Raw genomic sequence first — 20,507 nt, 5'->3', positions numbered from 1 at the left:
ACATTTGAGTAAGACTCCTGACTATGGGAGGGGAAATCGAAGAACCGATATATTACCTCAAATTGCAACTAATTAATTTCCCGAACTTTGACTAAGTTGGCTATCTCGTTTCAACATAAATTGATAAAATATCCCAAACAAAATCACTGCAATCATTCCCACGACTAAAGAACCTTCACCCTCATGCCAATATTTAAACAAATCTAGGCGATTAGATGCAACTAACAATGCCATTCCCGCCACTCGAAAAACATTAATAATAAAACCAAAAAGGACAGCGACACCTATTACCAAAGCCTTATTTTGTTTAGTAGGAAACATCACCAAACAAACTACAGCTAAACCTAATAAGTAATTCATTGCCTCTATACCCGAACAACCCCCATTTACCAACACCCTTCCTGTCGGTAAAGCAACATAATTACCCTCACGTGTTGCATTAAAACCGACATACCACAAAGAATAATAAGCAAATTTAGCAGTAAGCGAGGTAACAAAATCCACTAAAGGTAACGTAATGACACTGGGGGTGCCATGAAAAAATAGTATTACCAATTCACGCCAATATAGTTTTAAGTTCTGAAAGCCTACCGCAATTAAGCTCAAACCTAAACCAGACAAAAAAGGTGCCAGTCTTAAAAAAGGATCGAATTTACTGGAAACCAGAGCACTTTTAAATAAAATAAAAGCTATTAATATTGTCCCAGCGACAATCGATAATACGTCATTTTTTCCCTCACTCTGTTTGAGAATATCCTGCTTGTCCCACAGTAGGGAACCCACAGCGGACCAAAAAACTATACTCATCCAAAAATGAGCAACATCGTCCATTTTCCACAGGAGTGTCATATTCAGAGTTACTAAAGCTGTGGCGATAATGATGAGCCAAAAAAGTTTTCTCTTGAACATTTTAGATATTAGTTATTAGTTGATTGATTAGAGCCATACTGCGGACTGTTTTTGATTGTCAACCGTAGAATAAGGGTGGCAAGGCGATTTGGCCATCAAAGTACCCACGGAAAATCGAGGGTTTCAGACTACGAACTAAAAACAGTCCAGACTAATTTTTAGATCATATCATAAAAATAGTACGGGATTTAGACAACTTAGTAGCTTGAATCCCTCCTACGGAAAGGACTTGGGGGATTTTAAGGGCTGTAAATCTTTGAGATGAGGTTAGTAGACACTCTGGAATTTGATGAATGATGAGACTTAGAGGCAACGCATAGCTCAGGATTAGGACACCTGGTGAAAAGACTGGTACTCGAAATGATTGGTTGGATGCCTAGCGCTTGCTTACTTAGCCCCTGTAAGCAAAGACTAAAAAGGGAGTTAATCAACAAAAATTAAAAATAAGTAGCCTGAATGAGGTTTGGATTTCTTGAGAGTAGGCGCAATTGGCTCCGTGCATGGTGTGACACTGAGGTTCGAGTAAATACGGCTGAGCGAGTTAGAGTTCGAGCCATGCTCAATGGTGATTATTTGCTTTTCAAGAATCGAGGGTGTCTTTATAGCAATCCTAAATCATTTGTGAATTTCTTCCTCAGAGCGGCTTCGGGGCAGGGCTGTTTCATTTTCTTGTAGGGGCCAACCCTCGTGAAGAGCCCCGATGCCTGAAATGCCCATGAAATCATCTGTGGGTGGGGGCGGGCACTCTTGGCACCGCCCCTACAAAACCCTGGTTTTCCGTAGGGGCAATCCGACCCCTACTCCCCGTGGTTGCCCCGAAACAGCCCTGGGGTTTGGGGAGGGTTTGGGTGGGGTAAAAAATTTACGACTCCTGCAAGGATTGCTATATATCGGAAATGCTTCAGAAACAGCCTTACGGTAGTTCTTAAATGCGCTGTCTAGGGGCGATTTGACGGCAGCCTCTCAATGAAAGCAGCCAACCTAGCAATTTGAGGCAGCAGCCAGGAGGAAAGAGGAAGAAGGAAGGAGCCAGAAGAAGTGTTTTTACAAATATAAGATGCTCTGATTTCGGCTTCAAAGTCTGGGGTTGTCACGGTGGCGCGCTATCAGATACTAAGAAACCTGGTTTCACCAAGAAACCAGGTTTTTAGCCCGAACATAAAATAATCAGTTTGGCATCAAGCCAGAATCGAAAACCAGTTCAAACGATCGCCTATTCACCTTTTTGAGCTTGAGCGCGTTGCTTTTTGAACATAGCACCAAAGCCAACAGCGGCTCCAGCAGCAAGCATTGTTAAAGGTTCAGGAGTAGCTTCAGTGTTGCTAGTGCTGCTGATGTAAGAATCGCTTGCACCACCTGGTAAGGCTTGAACGTGCAAACCTAATTTTAAGGAACCGTTAGTCAACGCGGAAACTACGTTAGCATAATTTCCAGTAAAGCTCAATCCCAACATTTCGCCACCTTGGATACCCCATCTATTACCAGCACCAGTGTTACGTGAGAAGGCATAGTCTGTGGTGAAGCCATTACCACCTTGAGGCAACTGATCGTTACTAGCACCCCCAGTAAAAGCTACGTTACTATTGTTATAAATGTTAGCCACACCCGACAGAAAGTTATTATCATCAAAGAAAACTTTACTGATAAACATCTCAGAGGCTGCGGCATTTCCAGAGTTGAAGATATTAAAAAGAACTGATGAACCCTGGTCAATTACGTCAAATGAAAAGCTATTTGCATAGGCATCTCCTGGCGTATCCCCACCCACGATATTAGCAAAGCTGAAGGCAGAGGCAGGTGCCAAGCCGATGGCGGAAGCCGGTGCTGCAGAGACTGCACTAACAGCGGCGATACCGGCAACAGCTAAAATAGATTTGACTAAGTTTAATTGGGATTTCATGGTTAACACCTTTATTTTTAAGTTGACTGCAAGTAGGTTTTTTCCCTTCACATATTCAATCTAAAGCAAAGCACAAGTTAATGCAAGTAGTTTTGATAAAGATTCGATGAAGATTGAGAATAAGCTGATTTGATTTAGGCAAAATGCCTAAATTGATGGCTTCTAGCTCGCTATTTCCTATGGCGTGCATCAAATAATAGGGGTGCTGCTACCCGGATTTGAGTCCTGAATGTTCTGTCTTTCAAAAAGCTATAACTCAGATTCCTAAACTGGGGTGTAACACAGCATAATTACTGATAAAACTATTTTCAAGCTGTAAATTATGCCCTTAAAAAGTTTTTTATCCGTGAATGTACGGTAGAGAAGTTTAAGTGAGAGCTTGATTGGTGGGTAAAAATAGGTAAAAAGCGATGGTGACAGTGGAAGCTGCGGAATGTGGGCTATAACTCAGGACAAAATCTTGGATCATATTCGGTGCGTCGATTCTCGCTTTCGGATTCAGCAACCAGCGCCTTTTAGACTTATATGTTGCACCATTACCAAGAACCGGCTCTGGGGCCCGTTCCACAAAGAATGAGTTTTCTTGTGGGGAGTGGGGGTTGGGCAGGAGATTCCGCCCAAAACAGGCTTATCGATCATGGTGCAACATCTCAATTTAGAGACCAATGGTTTCGGTGCTCGTTATTATCTGTGACGCCGGAACTTTGGCCGACTAAAGGGACGACTCGACTTTCAGGGACATAGTTTTCGGAACGCCTCTACCGTCAGGGCTGTTTCGGGGCAACCACGGGGAGTAGGGGTCGGATTGCCCCTAGGGAAAACCAGCTTTTTGTACGGGTTGTGCCAAGAATGCCTACCCCACCCATCCAGGATTTGTTAGGCATTTGGTGGGATTGGGGCAGCCACGGGATTGGGGCAACCACAGGATTGGGGCAGCCACGGGATTGGGGCAGTCACGGGATTGGGGCAACCACGGGGGGATTGCCCCTACAAGAGAATGAAACGGCCCTGCCCCCTACCGTCTCACTCTTTTAAGATACAAGGGGCGGGTTTTTGAGGTTGTCAATTATTGGCAGGTATGGTTTGTGAACCCGCCCCTACGGTATTAGGGGTAATCGATCGGACATAATATGACAAGCTTAGCCAGCAAAAGCGAAAACACGCCGAAAATTCGATCGACTGGTGGGCCTGGTGCGACGAAGCCTGAGAGAGGGCCCGGAGGGAAAATAAACCGATTTTTTTTCAATTCGCTACTCTAGCTGCCGCTGGTGTAGGGTGAGGGAAGGGGAAACATTTTGCGATCGGGCGATCGTCCAATACATGAATTCGCACTTTATACCGATAAAAAGCGCTTTTCACTGTCTCACCTGTTTCTTGAACCGCCGCCCAAACGCTTGTTCGTAGTCTTCTCCTTCAGTTCGATCGACATTCTCAGCATTCAGCGACAATCCCAAGCCCACCGCGGATTTCAACACCCTTTTAGGAACAGGCAAGATGCCTGTTCCACAAAAGAGTCTACTTATTGTGGAACAGGCATCTTGCCTGTTCCCGATAGAGGTACAAAATACCAATAACTAACCCAAAGTATACATCCAGCCATCTCTCGCGCAAATCCTCACAATTCCGTCCCAAACTACAGGTGTCGCCTCAAATGACAAACCCGGCTTAAATCTCCCCGATTCTATTACTTTCAAACGGTAAAACTCCCCTTTGGCATTTTTCAAAGCATTTTGATCCCCCGACTTCGCTCGTTCCCAATTCAAATTGAACAAATAAACACCGTTGTATCCCGCACTGATCAGTTTATTGCCATCGGTAAAAATCGGAGTCGAAATTGAAGAACCAATCGCTTTTTTAAATACTATTACCGGAGTATCGTAAGACTGGTTTCGCCAAGGCACAAAAATTTTTTTACCTGTAATCATATCTTGGGAACCGATGTACAAATTGCCGTCGATCGCATTTGTGGCAAACAGCGCCGGAAACTCCCCTGAATTGTACTCGTCATTCAACGCCACCGAGCCAATTATCCCGCCTTCCCAGCTAGAAAGGCGGCGATTTCCGGTAGGCAAAAACCATTCGACGCTGGCATTCGGTTCCTTGTTTGGATTCAGCTTCAGCACTCCGCCGTTGCCCTGAATGTATTGTTTTTCAATGGCACAAAAGAGTTTTCCTGATTTAGAAATTACTGCACTTCCATCCAAATCTGAACCAGTATAGAAATCCCAAACTATCTTTTTAGTTTCAATGCTAATACCGTAAATATGACCGGAACCAGCAGCTATAAATATTCTATCTTTGAGCCGTGATGGCGATGACTCCGCTACCAAGTTGCCGCGGTGCTTGCTGATATCTGCTGCTGCATAAAGCTGTAATTCCGACAAGATATTTGGCTGCTTGATGCCTTGTTTGATTTTTGCACTGCTTGTGGAACTATCGAGAAAATAGCCGATCGCATTTTCCCCCGCATTGAACAAAACGCCGCCGCCGAGGTCCAAAGCGCTGCTGTCATTATCGCGGCTGTAGCTGGGCGTTCTCCTGATGTCCAATTTCCAAAGTTCCTTGCCAGTTCTAAAAGATATTGCCCTGAAACTCGGCACGACACTTTTGCCACCCCCGCCACTGCGGCTGCCTTGCAAAATCACAATTTTGTTTTCGGCGCTAGCTTTTTCATCGATATAAATCGTTGAGGAGCCTTTGATTATATCATCAAACTTATAGCGCCAAACTTCTTTATTGGTAGCAAGATCTATTTTTCGCAAATTGTGGTCATAAGCACCTATAATTAAATAAGTTTTCCCCCGGTCTCTGGTAATGGTTGGCTGTCCAGTCCAACCCGCGCCACTCCAAACTACAGACCGCCTTCCCAGAAAAGTCCGTCCGCTTCCTAGCTCAAATTTGTCGATTAACTTCAAACTTTTCGGAACACCTCTGCCGTAGAACCGACGCTTGTCGTTACCTAAAAAGGTCGGGACTAATAATTCTATTTCTGGGTCTGCTTTAGCCAGGAAATTGTTAAGATTAGTTTCTAATAAAGCTTGCTCCGAGGATTCAGTTTGGCTCAGTTTGATAACAGCAGGAGGAACAGCAGCACTCAGCAAAAATTGTCCTAGCTGTTGATTGAAGGTTCTCCGAGATGATAAGCTCATATTAGATCGAGATAATCAGCCTTAATATTAAAACATAATTATCAGCAACTCAACTAAAACATCTCGCGCTAAACTGCTATAGAACTGACAAGCTTACTCAGCACGAGTTAAAGTGGATTTGATTATGGTCAACCGTCTTGCTCAATCCCAAAGCCTTTACCTGCGGAAACACGCCGAAAATCCGATCGACTGGTGGCCCTGGTGCGACGAAGCCCTAGAAGCGGCCCGAAGCGAAAATAAACCGATTTTCCTGTCCATTGGCTACTCTAGCTGCCACTGGTGTACGGTGATGGAAGGGGAAGCATTTTCCGATCGCGCGATCGCCCAATACATGAATTCGCATTTTATACCGATAAAAGTCGATCGCGAAGAACGCCCGGATATCGACAGCATTTATATGCAAACCTTGCAAATGATGACCGGTCAAGGCGGTTGGCCGCTCAACGTTTTTCTCACTCCAGACGAGCGAGTTCCCTTCTACGGAGGCACTTATTTCCCCGTAGAACCGCGCTACGGACGGCCGGGATTTTTAGAAGTTTTGCAAGCAATTCGCCGCTTTTACGACACAGAAAAAGGCAAAGTAGAAGCCTTCAAAGCAGAGATTTTAGGCAACCTCCAACAGACGGCAGCGCTGTCAGGAGTGACCGCCGAATTAAATCGCGAACTCTTCCAAAAAGGCTTAGAACTCAACACGGGAATTGTTGCGGGCAGCAACCCCGGCCCCAGTTTTCCGATGATACCTTATGCTGAGCTAGCACTGCGGGGAACGCGATTTAATTTTGAATCAAAATACGACAGCAAACAAGTCTGCACTCAGCGCGGATTAGACTTAGCATTGGGCGGCATTTACGACCACGTAGGAGGCGGATTTCACCGCTACACGGTTGATGCGACTTGGACTGTGCCACACTTTGAAAAAATGCTCTACGACAACGGTCAAATTGTTGAGTATTTAGCAAATTTGTGGAGCGCGGGAATACAAGAACCGGCTTTTGAAACTGCGATCGCAGGGACAGTAGAATGGTTGAAGCGAGAAATGATTGCGCCAACAGGCTATTTTTATGCTGCACAGGATGCGGACAGCTTTAACACTTCTGAAGAAGTTGAACCGGAAGAAGGAGCATTTTATGTCTGGACTTATGCCGAACTGGAACAACTATTAACTGCTGAGGAATTGGCAGAAATAAAAGCACAGTTTACTGTTAGTCGCAACGGCAATTTTGAAGGCAAGAATGTATTGCAGCGCCGCCATCCGGGAAAACTGAGCGACACGATAGAAACGGCTTTGGCTAAACTCTTTGCGGTGCGTTACGGTGGCAATCCCGATACTGTAAAAACCTTGCCGCCAGCCCGCAACAATCAAGAAGCTAAAAACGACACTTGGCCGGGTAGAATTCCCGCAGTTACTGACACGAAAATGATTGCGGCTTGGAATAGCTTAATGATTTCGGGTTTAGCCCGCGCTGCGGCTGTTTTTGGAAATTTGGAATATCTGGAATTAGCTGTGAAAGCGGCTAATTTTATTTTAGACAATCAGTGGACGGATGGGCGGTTTCAGCGGTTGAATTATGACGGACAATCTGCTGTTACCGCGCAGTCGGAAGATTATGCTTTGTTTGTGAAAGCTTTGTTGGATTTGCATCAAGCGAGTTTGACTTTAAGCAACGGGGAAGAGGCAAAACAGTTGCCGAATTCTCACTTTTGGTTGGAGAAAGCTGTGCAGGTGCAAGAAGAGTTTGATGAGTTTTTGTGGAGCGTGGAATTGGGAGGATATTACAATACTGCTAAGGATGCTAGCGGAGATTTGTTGGTGCGGGAACGCAGCTATATAGACAATGCAACTCCGGCGGCAAATGGAATTGCGATCGCCTCTTTGGTTCGCCTCGCGCTGTTGGGCCCTAATTTAGAATATCTCGATCGCGCGCAGCAAGGTTTGCAAGCTTTCAGCAGTATTGTACAAGATGCTCCGCAAGCTTGTCCGAGTCTACTTTCGGCGATCGACTGGTATCAGCATTCTACCCTGATTCGCACGACTCCCGACCAGATTTCGGGGTTGATTTCGCAGTATTATCCGACTGCTGTCTGTCAGATTGAGGCTGATTTGCCTGAAGGGGTTATCGGGTTAGTTTGCGAGTGTTTGACTTGCAAGGAACCTGCGAAAAGTCAAGAGCGGCTGTTGGAGGAAATTTTGCAAAGTCAAACGCGAGTTTAGTACCCATACTGTCTATATTATTGAACCGCGAAGACGCGAAGGAAGAAGGAGGAAGCAGAAAGAAGAAGTAGATTATTTTTTACCGGGAAGGATGTACATCTTCAATCTGCTCCTCAATCTTCCACAATCTCAACTAAGTCTTCCATTGTCACGTCGCTTGGACTTAGGAATGAGAATTAAATAAAATCCACTTTTCCTGTTTGTTGTGGGATGGGCGTCCCGCCCGTCCTTTCTGGGCGGGCGGGACGCCCATCCCACAAGAAAAAAGGGAAATTATTTAATTGACGATCCTTAGCTTTACTGGTTATATCATGTCCGATCGATTGACCATAATATCCCGGCAGGGGCGGGTTTTTGAGATTGTCAATTATTGGCAGGTATTGTTGGTGAACCCGCCCCTACCTGATTTCGGGCGAAGCGAAGCGGAGGGAATCGACCGGACATAATATTAGACGGTGCTTGACGACGGTAGCGATAGTTAGACTTTTGACACTACCTAATCTTACTCTGTCCGCAGAATCGAGCGTGGCTTCAGCCCGCTTGAGTGTCAACAAATGCAGATACTTTCCGGCGGCACTGCCACTCGAACGCTGTCGCCGACTTGGTGTCGCTGCAAGTCATCTCTGTGCAAGTTTTGTCGGCGAAGGGCGATCGAACTTTTAGCAGTCAACCGCACCGTATAGCGCGTATCAGTGCCAATATAAATAGCCTCTTCTACTATTGCGGGCCAGCTATTTTCAGCATCATAATTAGCCGGATAAATAGCAGCTTTTTCTGGCCGCAACACCAGGGTAACAAATTTCCCAGGGGGGATATCTTCGGTTGTTGCAACTAACACGGGCAACTCCTGGTCAACCAACACGATTATTTTACCGTTTTGCTTTTCTACTACTCGACCACTTAAAAAATTGCTGTCGCCAATAAAATCAGCAACAAACCGCGTTTTAGGATATTCATAAATATCAACTGGCGTGCCGACTTGTTGCAGTTTTCCTCCATCCATCACTGCAATTCTGTCCGACATCGTTAGTGCTTCTTCCTGATCGTGAGTCACATAAATAAACGTAATTCCTAATTTACGCTGCATTTTTTTTAATTCTAATTGCATCTCTTTACGCAATTTTAAATCCAGCGCTCCTAAAGGTTCATCCAACAGCAAAACAGACGGCTGTTTGACTAATGCTCTTGCTAGTGCTACTCGCTGCTGCTGTCCTCCTGACAGTTGGCGGGGATAGCGTTTTCCTACCTCGGTTAACTGTACTAATGCTAAGGCTTCAGCAACGCGATCGCGAATTGTTTTCTGAGGCAAATTCTCCATTTCTAACCCAAAAGCGGCATTTTGTGCTACTGTCATGTGCGGAAATAAAGCATAATTTTGAAATACCGTATTTACTGGGCGGTGAAACGGTGGGCGATTTTGCATCGGTTGGCCGTGAATGTAAATTTCGCCCGCTGTGGGAATTTCAAAACCCGCTATCATTCGCAAAGTTGTAGTTTTGCCGCAGCCGGAAGGGCCGAGTAAAGAAAAGAATTCTCGATCGTAAATTTGCAGGTTGATGTTATCTACAGCCAGGAAATCTTGACTGCGGACACTTTTAAATACTTTGGAAACTTCTAAAACCTCGACAGAGTGCATTGTGTTAGTATGTGTGAGTAATAAAAATCTGAGATCGAGTCCTGATATCTTGCACCATTCTCAATTAATTGTTTAGGAACGGGCAAGATGCCCGTTCCACAATAAAATTAAGTTTTGTGGAACGGGCATCTTGCCCGTTCTTGACGATGGTGCAACTCCAATGCAAACTTAAAATTTAAGTAAACCCGCCCCGGCACAAACCTGTGTTATATCTACTTTCCGGCCCCGGCTTTAACTTCCGTCCAAGCTCGATCGTACAATGCAGTTGCTTTCCCGACATCCTGTAATAATTTCATTTTGGCAAACACCTCAGCCGACGGGTAAATTTGAGGATTTTTAAAATCTTTCGGGTCGATTAAACCTTGATCAATTGCTGCTTTGTTGGGCGATCCGAAGTGGGTAAAATTGGAAATTTGGGCGCCGACTTCTGGCTGCAAAATAAAGTTAATAAATTTTTCCGCTAACTCTTTCTGGGGCGCACCTTTGGGAATTGCCATGTTGTCAGAAAAAATGATTGTTCCTTCTTTGGGAATAGCGTAACGGATATTAGGATTCTCTGTCATCACTTGGAAAATATCGCCACTCCATTCCATTGTCAAATTTACTTCTCCTTGATCTAGCATATTTTGCCCGGTGTCGGGGACAAAAGCTGCAATGATATTTTTACTTTTAATCAGCAAATCGCGGGCTTTGTTAATTTCTTCGGGATTGGTGGTATTTGGATCAAATCCTAAATACATTAAAACTCCTGCAAATGTGTATCGGGCATCGTCTTGCCACGCGACTTTTCCGGTATATTTTGGGTCGAACATCGCCGCCCAACTGTTAATTTCTCCCTGGATTATTTTCGCGTTGTAGCCAATTCCCATCGTTCCCCACTGGTAGGGCAAGGAATATTTATTACCAGGGTCAAAAGCTTGATTGATAAACTTAGGTTCTAGGTTCTTTTGGTTGGGAATATTGTTTAAATTCAGCGGCTCAATTAGATTTTCTGCGATCATGATTTTCACCATGTAATCGGCGGGAAATATTAAGTCGTAACCGGGGTTTCCCTGTTTGAGTTTGGCATAGAGTGCGTCGCTGTTCTCGAAAGTGTCGTATTGAATTTTAACATTGTTCTCTTTCTCGAATTGGGCGATCGCTTCTGGGGCTATATAACTGGCATAATTGTAAATGCTGAGCACTTGTTGGTTGCCACCTGTGGGGCTACAGCCGAAAGCCACCGTTGCGCTCATCACAAACAAAAGTAGGAAAGTCAGCAGGCGTTTCATAGGTTGTGTTAGTTGCAGACAAAAATAATTATGACACAGAAAGCAATTGTTTTAACTTTTCTGAACTTTTAACGATGATACAACCAGCAACAATGAAGCCAACAACATCAAAGTTGAAATGGCATTAATCGCTGGCGTAACTGCAAATTTTATCATGCCATAAACAAATAATGGCAGCGTCATCGAACCGACACCTGTGGTAAAAAATGTCACGACAAAATCGTCTAGCGACAGAGTAAAAGCCAGCAGTGCCGCGCTAAAAATAGCGGGCCAAATCAGAGGGAGAGTGATGCGCCAAAAAGCCCGCCATTCGTTAGCGCCTAAGTCAAAAGCTGCTTGTTCTAATTGAGGATCTAGTTCCGCCAAACGCGTCCTGACAGTAATAGTCACAAAGGAAATATTAAAGACAATGTGACCGATAATTACGGTAGGTAAGCCGAGATTGAGGCGAATTCCCGTGAGATTTTCTACGATCCGAAATACTAGGGTAAAGAAAACTAGCAGCGAAATGCCGATCGTAATTTCGGGCATAATAATAGGCAAAAACAGTAAAGCTTCTACTGCTTTGCGCCCTGGGAAATGAAAGCGTTCCAGTGCTAGCGCGAGCATTGTACCAAAAATTGTCGCTAACACAGTCGAAATAGCTGCAATTAGCAAGCTGTTGTTGAGTGCAGTCAAGATTCCGGCGCTGCTACTCGTAGCAATCGTCGCGCCTGCATTGCTAAACAAACTGCGGTACCAGTCAAGGGTAAAGCCACGCCAAACGGCATTGAATCTAGAGGCGTTAAAGGAGTAAATAATTAAGATGAGAATTGGCAAGTAAAGAAAGGCAAATGCTAGTGCAGCTTGTACCCAAAGCCACTTTTTGCCGATCGCCCGCACGAGTAAATCTAGTTTTGTTTTAGTCATTAGTCATTAGTCATTAGTCATTAGCGCATCTTACCCTAAATTTAGATCTGTCAAGGTGATAAGATCGAATTAGACCTTACTCGAGGGAAGACCCATGAGCAGTCAAGAAAAAGCGGCTGGTTGGCTCCATAGCTTGGATCGCCTTGTCAGAGTTCGCAACGAGATAGCAGCTTTGTTGGAGGATCTCGCCCAAAATCTCACCCTAGCTGAATCACAAGCAGAAAATACATCGGGAAAACTAGGACTCTCTAAAGAGATTGAACGTCTCATCCAGCAAAGTGAAAATTTGCGCCAAGGAGTCTTTCGGTTTTTAGTATTAGGGGATATGAAGCGGGGAAAAAGTACATTTCTCAATGCTTTGCTAGGGCAGAATTTACTGCCCAGTGATGTCACTCCCTGTACTGCTTTGTTAACAGTGCTGAAATACGGTACAGCAGAGAAAGCGACGATTTACTATAACGATAGCAAACAACCAGAGGAAATAGATTTTCAGCAGTTTAAGCAGCGCTATACAATTGATCCAGAAGAAGCAAAAATTCTAGAGCGGGGCAAAGAGCTAGCTTTTCCAGATATCAGTCATGCGGTGGTAGAACATCCGCTACCGCTGCTAGCCAAAGGTATCGAATTTGTGGACAGCCCGGGACTGAATGATACGGAAGCGCGAAACCAGCTTACTCTCGACTATATCTACAACTGTCACGCCATACTTTTTGTGTTGAGTGCGTCTCAACCTTGCACATTGGAGGAACGTCGCTATCTCCAGAATTACCTGAAAGACCGAGGTTTAACTATCTTCTTCATAGTCAATTCTTGGGATAGAATTCGAGAGGGACTTGTCGATCCAGAAGACACTGAGGCACTGCAAGTAGCCGAGGACAAACTGCGTCGAGTTTTCCAGACTAATCTGAGTGAATATTGTCAGGATCGGGGCCGGGATATTTATCAGGATCGAGTTTTTGAGATTTCTGCTCTCAATGCCTTGCGTAGTCGTTTGAAAAACTCAGAAGCTACTTTAGAAGGCACTGGCTTTGTCGAGTTTCTGGCGGCTCTCAATCATTTTCTGACTGGGGAACGAGCTGCTGCTGAACGGGAACAAGCAAGAGCGATCGCCCTTCAAGCTTGCAATCGCTTTCAAGCAGCAATCTCCCGCCGCATTCCTTTGTTAGATGAAACTGTCGATCAATTGAAACAGAAAATTGATTCGATTCAGTCGGACTTCGCAAACTTGTCGGAAATTGGTAATAAATTCCAGCAAGAAATTAGAACTGTTCGCGAGCGAACTTCCCAAGAAATAGGCGATTCTTTCCGTACCTATATCCTGGATTTAGAGAACACCTTTGAAAAGGATTTTTTAAGCACTCAGCCCGATTTAGATTTCATGCAATTTCTCGACAAAAACAACCGGGCAATGTTCTATACCTCATTCAAACGTGCTTTCGAGCGATATATGAACGATCGCCTCGCTGCTTGGGAATTCATTGCCAAACAGAAGATAGCCTCTGCTTTCTCTGAACTTGAGGAAAAAGCAGCCGATTCTCGAATTGAATATGAACGAGTAGTAGAGGCTATGAATAAGAAGCTGTTAGGCTACCGATTCTACGCCGTCGGGCATAGCTACAAGCATGAAGGAAACTCGACTTGGGCTGAGGTGGCAATAGATATGTTTTCCTCGATTCCCGACAACCTCAACAGAGGTATCCATTCTTTCAATATGTTTTGGCAAAGTGTTTTGGCTTGTGTCATGGTGACGCTGGTGCTAAATATTATCGGTGTAGTTTTTGCCTCTTTAACTCTTTCAGTTTTGGGTGGAATTCTGGTAGTTACAGGTGTTGTAGCATTGCAAGCAGAGTATGTTCGCCAACAGTTCATTTCTGCAACTAAGACAGAGTTTGTCAAATATCTGCCACAAATTGCTGAAGAACAGTCGCAGTATATTTATCAAGCAGTCAGGAAATGTTTTGATACTTACGAAGAACAGGTGTGCGATCGCGTGAATGCTGATATCAATTCTCGCAAAGCCGAGTTAGATAGTTTGCTCGCTCAAAAACAATCGCGAGAAATTGACATCCAAGCTGAAACTAAACGTCTAAAAGACTTGGAAGCCGATATTTTGTCTCAATTGCAGCAAATTGAGTTGGTAGGTGGATTTCTTTAGCTAAAATCCAAGTAAGCTGAAGTGCATTTAAATTGTAGAGTCAAATTTAAGAAAAGTCTTGTGGGGAGTAGGGGTTGGGCGTCTCGCCCGCCCAAAAAATACAATTTAGATGCCCAACAGCTTAAGATGCCCATTTCGCACCTTACTATTGAGTTTCGTCAGACACGCGGAAGTAAATTAACACCGGAATCAATATGATTACCGTCAACAGCATAGAAAGCGCCGATCCAAAAGGCCAGTCGCGGGCTTTCATAAACTGATTTTGAATCAAATTTCCCACCATAACTGTTTTAGATCCGCCCAATATATCCGGTGTGATGAAAGCGCCGACTGCGGGAACAAAAACTAAAATCGATCCTGCAACAATACCGCGAGTTGTTAATGGTAAAAATACGCGCCAGAAAGTGCGAATATCATTTGCCCCTAAATCTTGAGCGGCTTCTACCAATGAAAAATTGAAGCGTTCTATGCTAGAATATAAAGGCAGAACCATGAAAGGTAAATAGCCGTAAATAAGACCTATCGCCACAGCGAAAGGCGTAAAAAGCAAATTTAACGGTTCGCTAATAATTTGCAGGCTTTGCAAGGCTGTGTTAACTACTCCTTCGCTACGCAAGAGTATGATCCAGGCGTAGGTTCTCACTAAAAAATTAGTCCAAAATGGAATAATTACCAGCAAAAGCAAAGCATTTCGCCAGCGAGGAGAACGGGTGGCGATGAAGAATGCTAGGGGATAGCCAACTAACAAGCAAGCGGCAGTTGTTAGAAAAGCCAGCCAGAGCGATCGCCCAATTACTCCTAAGAAAAGTCCACTGAACAAACGCTGGTAGTTGCTGAGAGTAAATATCCAAGTAACACCGCCGTAAGTACCGCGTTCTAAGAAACTGTACAACAGTACAATTAGCACGGGCAAAATGAAGAAAACGACCAGCCATGCGGTAGCGGGAAATAAGAGCAGCAACAGGTTAGTTTGCTGCCGGTTTTTGACACCCATTATTCACTCAAGCCAAATTTAGCACATAATCCCACACATTTTATATCAAATCCGCATTTTATGAATTATGTCATCATGAATAAATTATCAAGAGGTACGCAATGTCAGCAGAATCGTCAACCCCCAAAATAGTCGTCGTCGGTGCAGGATGGGCCGGTTTAGGCGCTACCTATCACCTAGCCCAGCAAGGCTATGACGTAACTTTGTTAGAAGCAGGCCCTCATCCGGGTGGCTTAGTTGCAGGGTGGAAAACCGCCGGCGGGCGTTCCGTAGAAGCAGGCATTCATGGCTTCTGGTATCCCTACAAAAACATCTTTTCCTTAGTCAAGGAATTAGGAATCGATCCGTTCACGCCTTGGACTCGTTCTTGTCAGTATTCACCAGCGGGATTGGAAGTAGAATCGCCGATTTTTCAGGACGAACCGCGCCTTCCTACACCGTTAGGAACCTTTCTTTACACCAGATTTAAAAGGCTGCCATTAGTCGATCGGCTTTCAGCCTTGCCCTTACTTTACGCCGTCCTAGATTTCGACAATTCCGACGAAGCTTGGCGCAGGTACGATCGCGTCACAGCCCGCGAACTATTCAAACAGTTTGGCGTTTCTGCAAGACTGTACCGCGATGCTTTTGAGCCGATGTTATTAGTAGGTTTATTTGCACCAGGAGAACAATGTTCTGCCGCCGCCGCTTTGGGAATGCTTTATTATTTCATATTAGCACACCAACCGGATTTTGATGTAGTTTGGTGTCGCGGGACAGTCGGAGAAAAAATATTTCGCCCCTGGGTCGAACGCCTGGAAAAAATCGGTGCAAAAGTCTTGACAAAGCAGCGAGTTACTGATTTAAAATTTGACAGCAACAACCGAGCAACAGCCGTTGTTTGCGGCGAAGAAACCTTCGATGCAGATGCAGTTATTTTTGCAGTTGGCGTCACGGGAATGCAAAAAATAATCAGCAGCAGCCCAGCTTTGCAAAGCCGCCAAGAGTTTCGAGACGCAATGAACTTGGGTGCAGTTGACGTGTTAGCTGTTCGCCTGTGGTTTGACCGAAAAATTGACATTCCGCTGCCTTCTAATGCCTGTTTTGGATTTAGTTCAACTACAGGTTGGACGTTTTTTGATTTGAATGCTTTGCACGACGAATTTCGCGACGAACCGGGAACAGTTGTCGAAGCTGACTTTTATCACGCAAATCAATTAATTCCCCTAAAAGATGAGGAAATTGTTTCCTTAGTTCAGCGGGATTTAGCGACTTGCATCCCCGCTTTTCGGGAGGCAAAAGTAATAGACAGCAGCGCGATTCGGCTGTCGCGGGCTGTGACGCATTTCGCTCCTGGCAGCTATCAGTATTTGTTGCCTGCGGTAACAAGTTATGATAATGTATTGATGAGCGGCGATTGGGTTGTGACCCGCCACGGTTCTTGGTCGCAGGAAAAGGCTTATGTTACGGGTTTGGAGGCGGCAAATTTGGTAATTTCGCGTTTCGGAATCGGAAACAAAGCGGCAATTATTCCCGTGGAAGCTGACGAACCGCACATTCAAATCGGGAGAAAGATTAATCAGTTTACTCGCACTTTGACTAAAACTTTCATTCCCGATTTTTGGCTGCCATAAGGGGAGCATCTCACCTTTGCAGCCCTCCGCTAGAAATTGGAGTTTTGAGGCAGGAGGCAGGAGGCAGGAGGCAGAAGGAAAGAGGAAGAAGGAAAGAGGAAGAAGGAAGGAGCCAGAAGAAGGAAGGAGCCAGAAGAAGTATTTTTACAAATATGAGATGATCCCGCCATAAGAAGAAGGAAATTCTGCAACGCATTTAACAGATATCTTGCACCATTCTCAATTAGCCGTAGGGGCGGGTTCGCCAACAGCCTTAAAGCTTGCAAATAGGTTCTATAAACCCGCCCGACCCCACGAAAAATCCTCTTATTGATATTGCTGCAAGATGTCAGATTTAACTGAGATGTTGCACCATTCTCAATAAGCTTTTTATGAACAGGCAAGATGCCTGTTCCACAAAGAGTGAATTTTCTTGTGGAACAGGCATCTTGCCTGTTCTTGAGAATGGTGCAAGATGTGAGATTTAACAGATGTCAGGAAGAAGGGGGATTCCCGTCTGGTTAGCTAAGAGGCCGATCGCACTAAAATGACTGTACAGTCGCACCCGCGCGCCACAGCTTCCGGGATATTCCCGTGAATCACCTGCTTCAGCAGCCCTTCGCGGCTTGCTCCCAGGACGATCGCATCGCACTGATCGTTCTGAGCCAAATCAATTAAAGCATCAGAAACCGATTTAGCGCAAACCGAAGTCGCTATTATCGAACAGCTAACCCGGCGCTTGATAAACTCCGCCGCTTGCTTTAATTCTCCGCGATCGGGTTCTGCAACAGAAGGCTGGTGAACCTGACACAATTTAATCTCCGGTACAGCACTCGCAGCCACCAAAGCAGGTAGCAGCCGCAAAGCCGCAGCTTGCTTGTAACTGCCGCGAATAGGCACCAACCAGCGGTGCAAGCCCATCAGCGTGTGCAGTCCCAATTCTGGCCCTGGAATGTCTGAATTCGGCGGGGAAAGTTCAGTCTCTGGAGTCGCTGATGAATCTAAGGATATGGCCAATGCGGGATTATCTGCGCCGTCAACTTTTTCGGGATTTAACTCCCATTCTATAGACGCATATTTGCGCCCGCTGAAAGTGGCAGAAAACTCATTTTTCTTGCGTGTTGCTAATAGTTTTTCGCTCCACTTTACCAAAATAACCTCGCAGCCTGCTTGCCGAATTACGGTATCCACCACATCGCCAAAAATGCGTCCTTTTGTGGAAAATTCGCCTTGCCAGCCCATCAAAATTGAATCGATATGTCGCTCCTTTATTGTCTCCAAAATCGCGTGAGGCACGTCATGAGCTACCCGTATTTGAGTGTGTACCGGCAAGTTCCAATTGCGAATTATTCGATCGGCTTGTTGTAGCAGGCGGCGGCTTTTGGTTGTCCGCACTGCGCTTTCTGAGGGGGAACTGTTGCGCGGTACTATGATGATTTGCAGGCATTCTAATTCGTAATTGCGATCGCGCGCAATGGCCGCCGCCAGCCTCAGCAAAGCGGGTGCTGTTTGGGGGTTGGAAAGCGGCACTAATAAGCGGCCGTTTCCGACTTGCGGAGCCCTGGTTTGATAGACAACATAGGAAGGTTCTGGATGCGGGCCCTGGGTTGTTTCTCCGCTGAGGCGATCGGATTCAACTCGGATAATGTCGCTGCGGGTAATAATTCCCACCAAACGCCGACCTTCTACGACTGGCAAACGGCTGATATTGTAGTTGTTGAGCCTGTACAATACCTCGCTTAAAGTATCCCTTGCTTTGACTGCGATCGGCTGTACAGTCATAAATTCTTTAAGCAGCGAGTTGCCGGACAAATTGCGCTCGCTGGCATTTGCCAAATCGGTTTGACTGACAATTCCGACTAATTTGCCATCTTCAACTACTGGAAATCCTCGGTGGTGCGATCGCGAAAAAGCCTGCATCACTTCATCAAAAGTCAGCAGACTCGAAAGAGTTTCAACTCGGCGCTGCATCACGTCATCTGCGTGCAAGTCGCTCAAAGTATTGCTCGCAGCTTTTGCCTTTGTCAGTTGAATGCCGTTAAACTCCAAAAGGCGAGTGTACAGCGAGCCACTTTCTACCTTTTCCGCGACTAAATAAGCAACTACAGAACAGATCATCAAAGGCAGCACTAATTTGAAATCCGCCGTAATTTCAAACACAATTACTACCGCAGTAATCGGCGCTCTAGTAACCGCGCAAAAAAACGCTCCCATTCCCGCCAAAGCGTAAGTTACTGGCGAACCGATACCCAGGACATCTGCCTGCACAATGCCCACCATGTGACCGAGTGCAGAACCCATAACTAGGGAAGGCGAAAACAATCCTCCCGGAGCCCCAGAAGCAGCGGATATAATTGTTAGAAAAAAGTGTGCTATAAAAGCAATTAAACTCGTTATGCCACTTGCTTCACCCGTCAGCAGAAACTCCCGCAAACCCGTATTGTTGCGAAAAGTTTCTGGGAGAAAAGCTATTACTGAACCGCAAATAATACCAGCTAGAGCCACTCGCACGGGCAAAGCTAATTTGAGCGATCGCCTGTTAAATTGCAAGCTAGCAATAATCCCTTTAGTGAACAAAGCTCCCAGCAATCCCGCTAAAATTCCTAGAACTATGTAGAAGGGAATTTCCTGAGCCTCAAAACTGCTTTGGTACTCGCGAAGGTTCAAATTTAAACTATCACCGCCCAAAAGCTGCGATACAACTGCACCGATAAATGAAGCGATAATAGCAGTCCCTAAAGTCAATCCCGAAACATCGTGCAGGAGTTCTTCAACTACAAACAAAACTCCTGCAATTGGAGCATTGAAACCAGCAGCCAATCCTGCCGCAGCACCGCAAGCAATCAATTGTCGGCGGTAGTCTGGGGAAGTAGGCATCAAGTGACCTATCCAGCCGGCCAAAGATGCTCCTATTTGCACAGTGGGGCCTTGCCTCCCTAAAGTTAAACCGGAACCAACTGCTAAAATAGTCGTCAGAAGTTTGGCGACAGCTACTCGCAAATCTAAGGAAAGATTGACGCCGCCGAGAGCAGCTTTGACGTGAGGAATGCCGCTGCCGGCAGTTTCGGGAGCAAAACGCTCAACCAAGAAACCTGTCAGCAACCCGCCGAATAAACCGACGGCGGGCAGTAATATCCAAGCTGGGATTAATGTCGAGGTAGCAACTCGCCAACTGCCCAGCCATCCGACTCCTGACTTTAGCAAAACCCCCGCGAGTCCTGAAATTAAACCGATCAGACAAGCTTCAAAAATGGCTAGGCGTTTTGGTCGTAAAAAAAGTTGAGATTTGATGACCCTGGAAGGTTCCCTAAATTGTTTAGGGATAGTTATGTACGGCATAAATAGCGTAGATGACCTGAGAATTGTCTGCTCGATCGCACTTTAGCGAAAAATCCTTCAACTTAGCAAAATATAACTAATTTTTAACCGGATGTTCACGCAAATAAACCCTGATTAATTCTATAGGTTTATATAGCTAACCTAAATCATTTGTGTAATTCTTGTAGGGGCAATCCCCCCGTGGTTGCCCCAAGGTAGGGGTAGGCACGGGGAGTAGGGGTAGCACTACCCCTACATATTGTTACAAATGATTTAGACGCACTATAGAACCCATTTGATATCTTGCGATCGCTCCTAGCAGTCGAATATCTCACAGCAGTCCATTTACCATAACAAGTACGGAAGAACTACTTCCCTGATTTGTTGAGACTCACTTTGCTGAGGATTCTTTCGCCCTTTTGCCCTATTCAATTCCTGTTACACAACACCCCTCAAAAGTCA

The 20,507-nt window shown here is 45.3% G+C and carries 13 protein-coding genes and 1 pseudogene; 5 read left to right on the top strand and 9 right to left on the bottom strand.

All coding sequences use genetic code 11. The annotated features are described in order from the left end of the window. Positions 1 to 72: 72 nt before the first annotated feature. On the bottom strand, positions 73 to 909 hold the full coding sequence (gene crtA, locus QUA00_RS12615; RefSeq protein WP_333142197.1) for a cyanoexosortase A: 837 nt from the start codon (positions 907 to 909) through the stop codon (positions 73 to 75). A gap of 1,213 nt (positions 910 to 2,122) precedes the next feature. Next, on the bottom strand, positions 2,123 to 2,809 hold the full coding sequence (locus QUA00_RS12610) for a PEP-CTERM sorting domain-containing protein (protein ID WP_333142196.1): 687 nt from the start codon (positions 2,807 to 2,809) through the stop codon (positions 2,123 to 2,125). 1,174 nt (positions 2,810 to 3,983) lie between these two features. Between QUA00_RS12610 and QUA00_RS36815 the strand changes: the two are divergent. Continuing rightward, positions 3,984 to 4,156 (top strand): annotated as a pseudogene (locus QUA00_RS36815) (DUF255 domain-containing protein); the annotation flags it as partial. Positions 4,157 to 4,164: 8 nt separating this feature from the next. Here QUA00_RS36815 and QUA00_RS12605 read toward each other — a convergent pair. Then, positions 4,165 to 4,302 (bottom strand): hypothetical protein, encoded by a 138-nt coding sequence (locus QUA00_RS12605; protein ID WP_333142195.1) that lies wholly within the window; start codon positions 4,300 to 4,302, stop codon positions 4,165 to 4,167. A gap of 81 nt (positions 4,303 to 4,383) precedes the next feature. Next, positions 4,384 to 5,958, bottom strand: coding sequence for an outer membrane protein assembly factor BamB family protein (locus tag QUA00_RS12600; RefSeq protein WP_333409823.1), 1,575 nt, complete (start codon positions 5,956 to 5,958; stop codon positions 4,384 to 4,386). Positions 5,959 to 6,082: 124 nt separating this feature from the next. Here QUA00_RS12600 and QUA00_RS12595 point away from each other — a divergent pair, with 124 nt between their 5' ends. Further along, positions 6,083 to 8,170 (top strand): thioredoxin domain-containing protein, encoded by a 2,088-nt coding sequence (locus QUA00_RS12595; protein WP_333409822.1) that lies wholly within the window; start codon positions 6,083 to 6,085, stop codon positions 8,168 to 8,170. Between the two features lie 547 nt (positions 8,171 to 8,717). Here QUA00_RS12595 and QUA00_RS12590 read toward each other — a convergent pair. The 3 genes from QUA00_RS12590 to QUA00_RS12580 all read right to left on the bottom strand — a co-directional run bounded on the left by QUA00_RS12590 (position 8,718) and on the right by QUA00_RS12580 (position 11,986). Next, positions 8,718 to 9,806 carry an ABC transporter ATP-binding protein gene (locus QUA00_RS12590; RefSeq protein ID WP_333306498.1) on the bottom strand — a complete coding sequence of 363 codons (1,089 nt, stop codon included), beginning with the start codon at positions 9,804 to 9,806 and terminating at the stop codon, positions 8,718 to 8,720. Positions 9,807 to 10,018: 212 nt separating this feature from the next. Continuing rightward, positions 10,019 to 11,077, bottom strand: coding sequence for a spermidine/putrescine ABC transporter substrate-binding protein (locus tag QUA00_RS12585; protein WP_333409821.1), 1,059 nt, complete (start codon positions 11,075 to 11,077; stop codon positions 10,019 to 10,021). A gap of 51 nt (positions 11,078 to 11,128) precedes the next feature. Then, positions 11,129 to 11,986, bottom strand: coding sequence for an ABC transporter permease (locus QUA00_RS12580; RefSeq protein WP_333409820.1), 858 nt, complete (start codon positions 11,984 to 11,986; stop codon positions 11,129 to 11,131). Between the two features lie 94 nt (positions 11,987 to 12,080). On the opposite strand from QUA00_RS12580, the gene QUA00_RS12575 reads away from it, so the two are divergent. Beyond that, positions 12,081 to 14,141 (top strand): dynamin family protein, encoded by a 2,061-nt coding sequence (locus QUA00_RS12575; RefSeq protein WP_333409819.1) that lies wholly within the window; start codon positions 12,081 to 12,083, stop codon positions 14,139 to 14,141. A 145-nt stretch (positions 14,142 to 14,286) separates the two neighbouring features. Here QUA00_RS12575 and QUA00_RS12570 read toward each other — a convergent pair whose 3' ends face one another. Then, positions 14,287 to 15,135: an ABC transporter permease gene (locus QUA00_RS12570; RefSeq protein ID WP_333409818.1), complete on the bottom strand. Its 849-nt coding sequence runs from the start codon at positions 15,133 to 15,135 to the stop codon at positions 14,287 to 14,289. 101 nt (positions 15,136 to 15,236) lie between these two features. Here QUA00_RS12570 and QUA00_RS12565 point away from each other — a divergent pair, with 101 nt between their 5' ends. Both QUA00_RS12565 and QUA00_RS12560 read left to right on the top strand, forming a co-directional pair. After that, positions 15,237 to 16,748, top strand: a complete 1,512-nt coding sequence (locus QUA00_RS12565) for an FAD-dependent oxidoreductase (RefSeq protein WP_333409817.1) — start codon at positions 15,237 to 15,239, stop codon at positions 16,746 to 16,748. A 16-nt stretch (positions 16,749 to 16,764) separates the two neighbouring features. Then, positions 16,765 to 16,920, top strand: coding sequence for a hypothetical protein (locus QUA00_RS12560; protein ID WP_333409816.1), 156 nt, complete (start codon positions 16,765 to 16,767; stop codon positions 16,918 to 16,920). Positions 16,921 to 17,252: 332 nt separating this feature from the next. Here QUA00_RS12560 and QUA00_RS12555 read toward each other — a convergent pair whose 3' ends face one another. Then, positions 17,253 to 20,066: a chloride channel protein gene (locus QUA00_RS12555; protein WP_333409815.1), complete on the bottom strand. Its 2,814-nt coding sequence runs from the start codon at positions 20,064 to 20,066 to the stop codon at positions 17,253 to 17,255. Positions 20,067 to 20,507 lie beyond the last annotated feature (441 nt).

It is taken from the genome of Microcoleus sp. T2B6, assembly GCF_036700475.1.
Classification (GTDB): Bacteria; Cyanobacteriota; Cyanobacteriia; order Cyanobacteriales; family Microcoleaceae; genus Microcoleus.
Note: the sequence above shows the minus strand (reverse complement) of the source record. Positions and strands in the feature narration are given on the sequence as shown.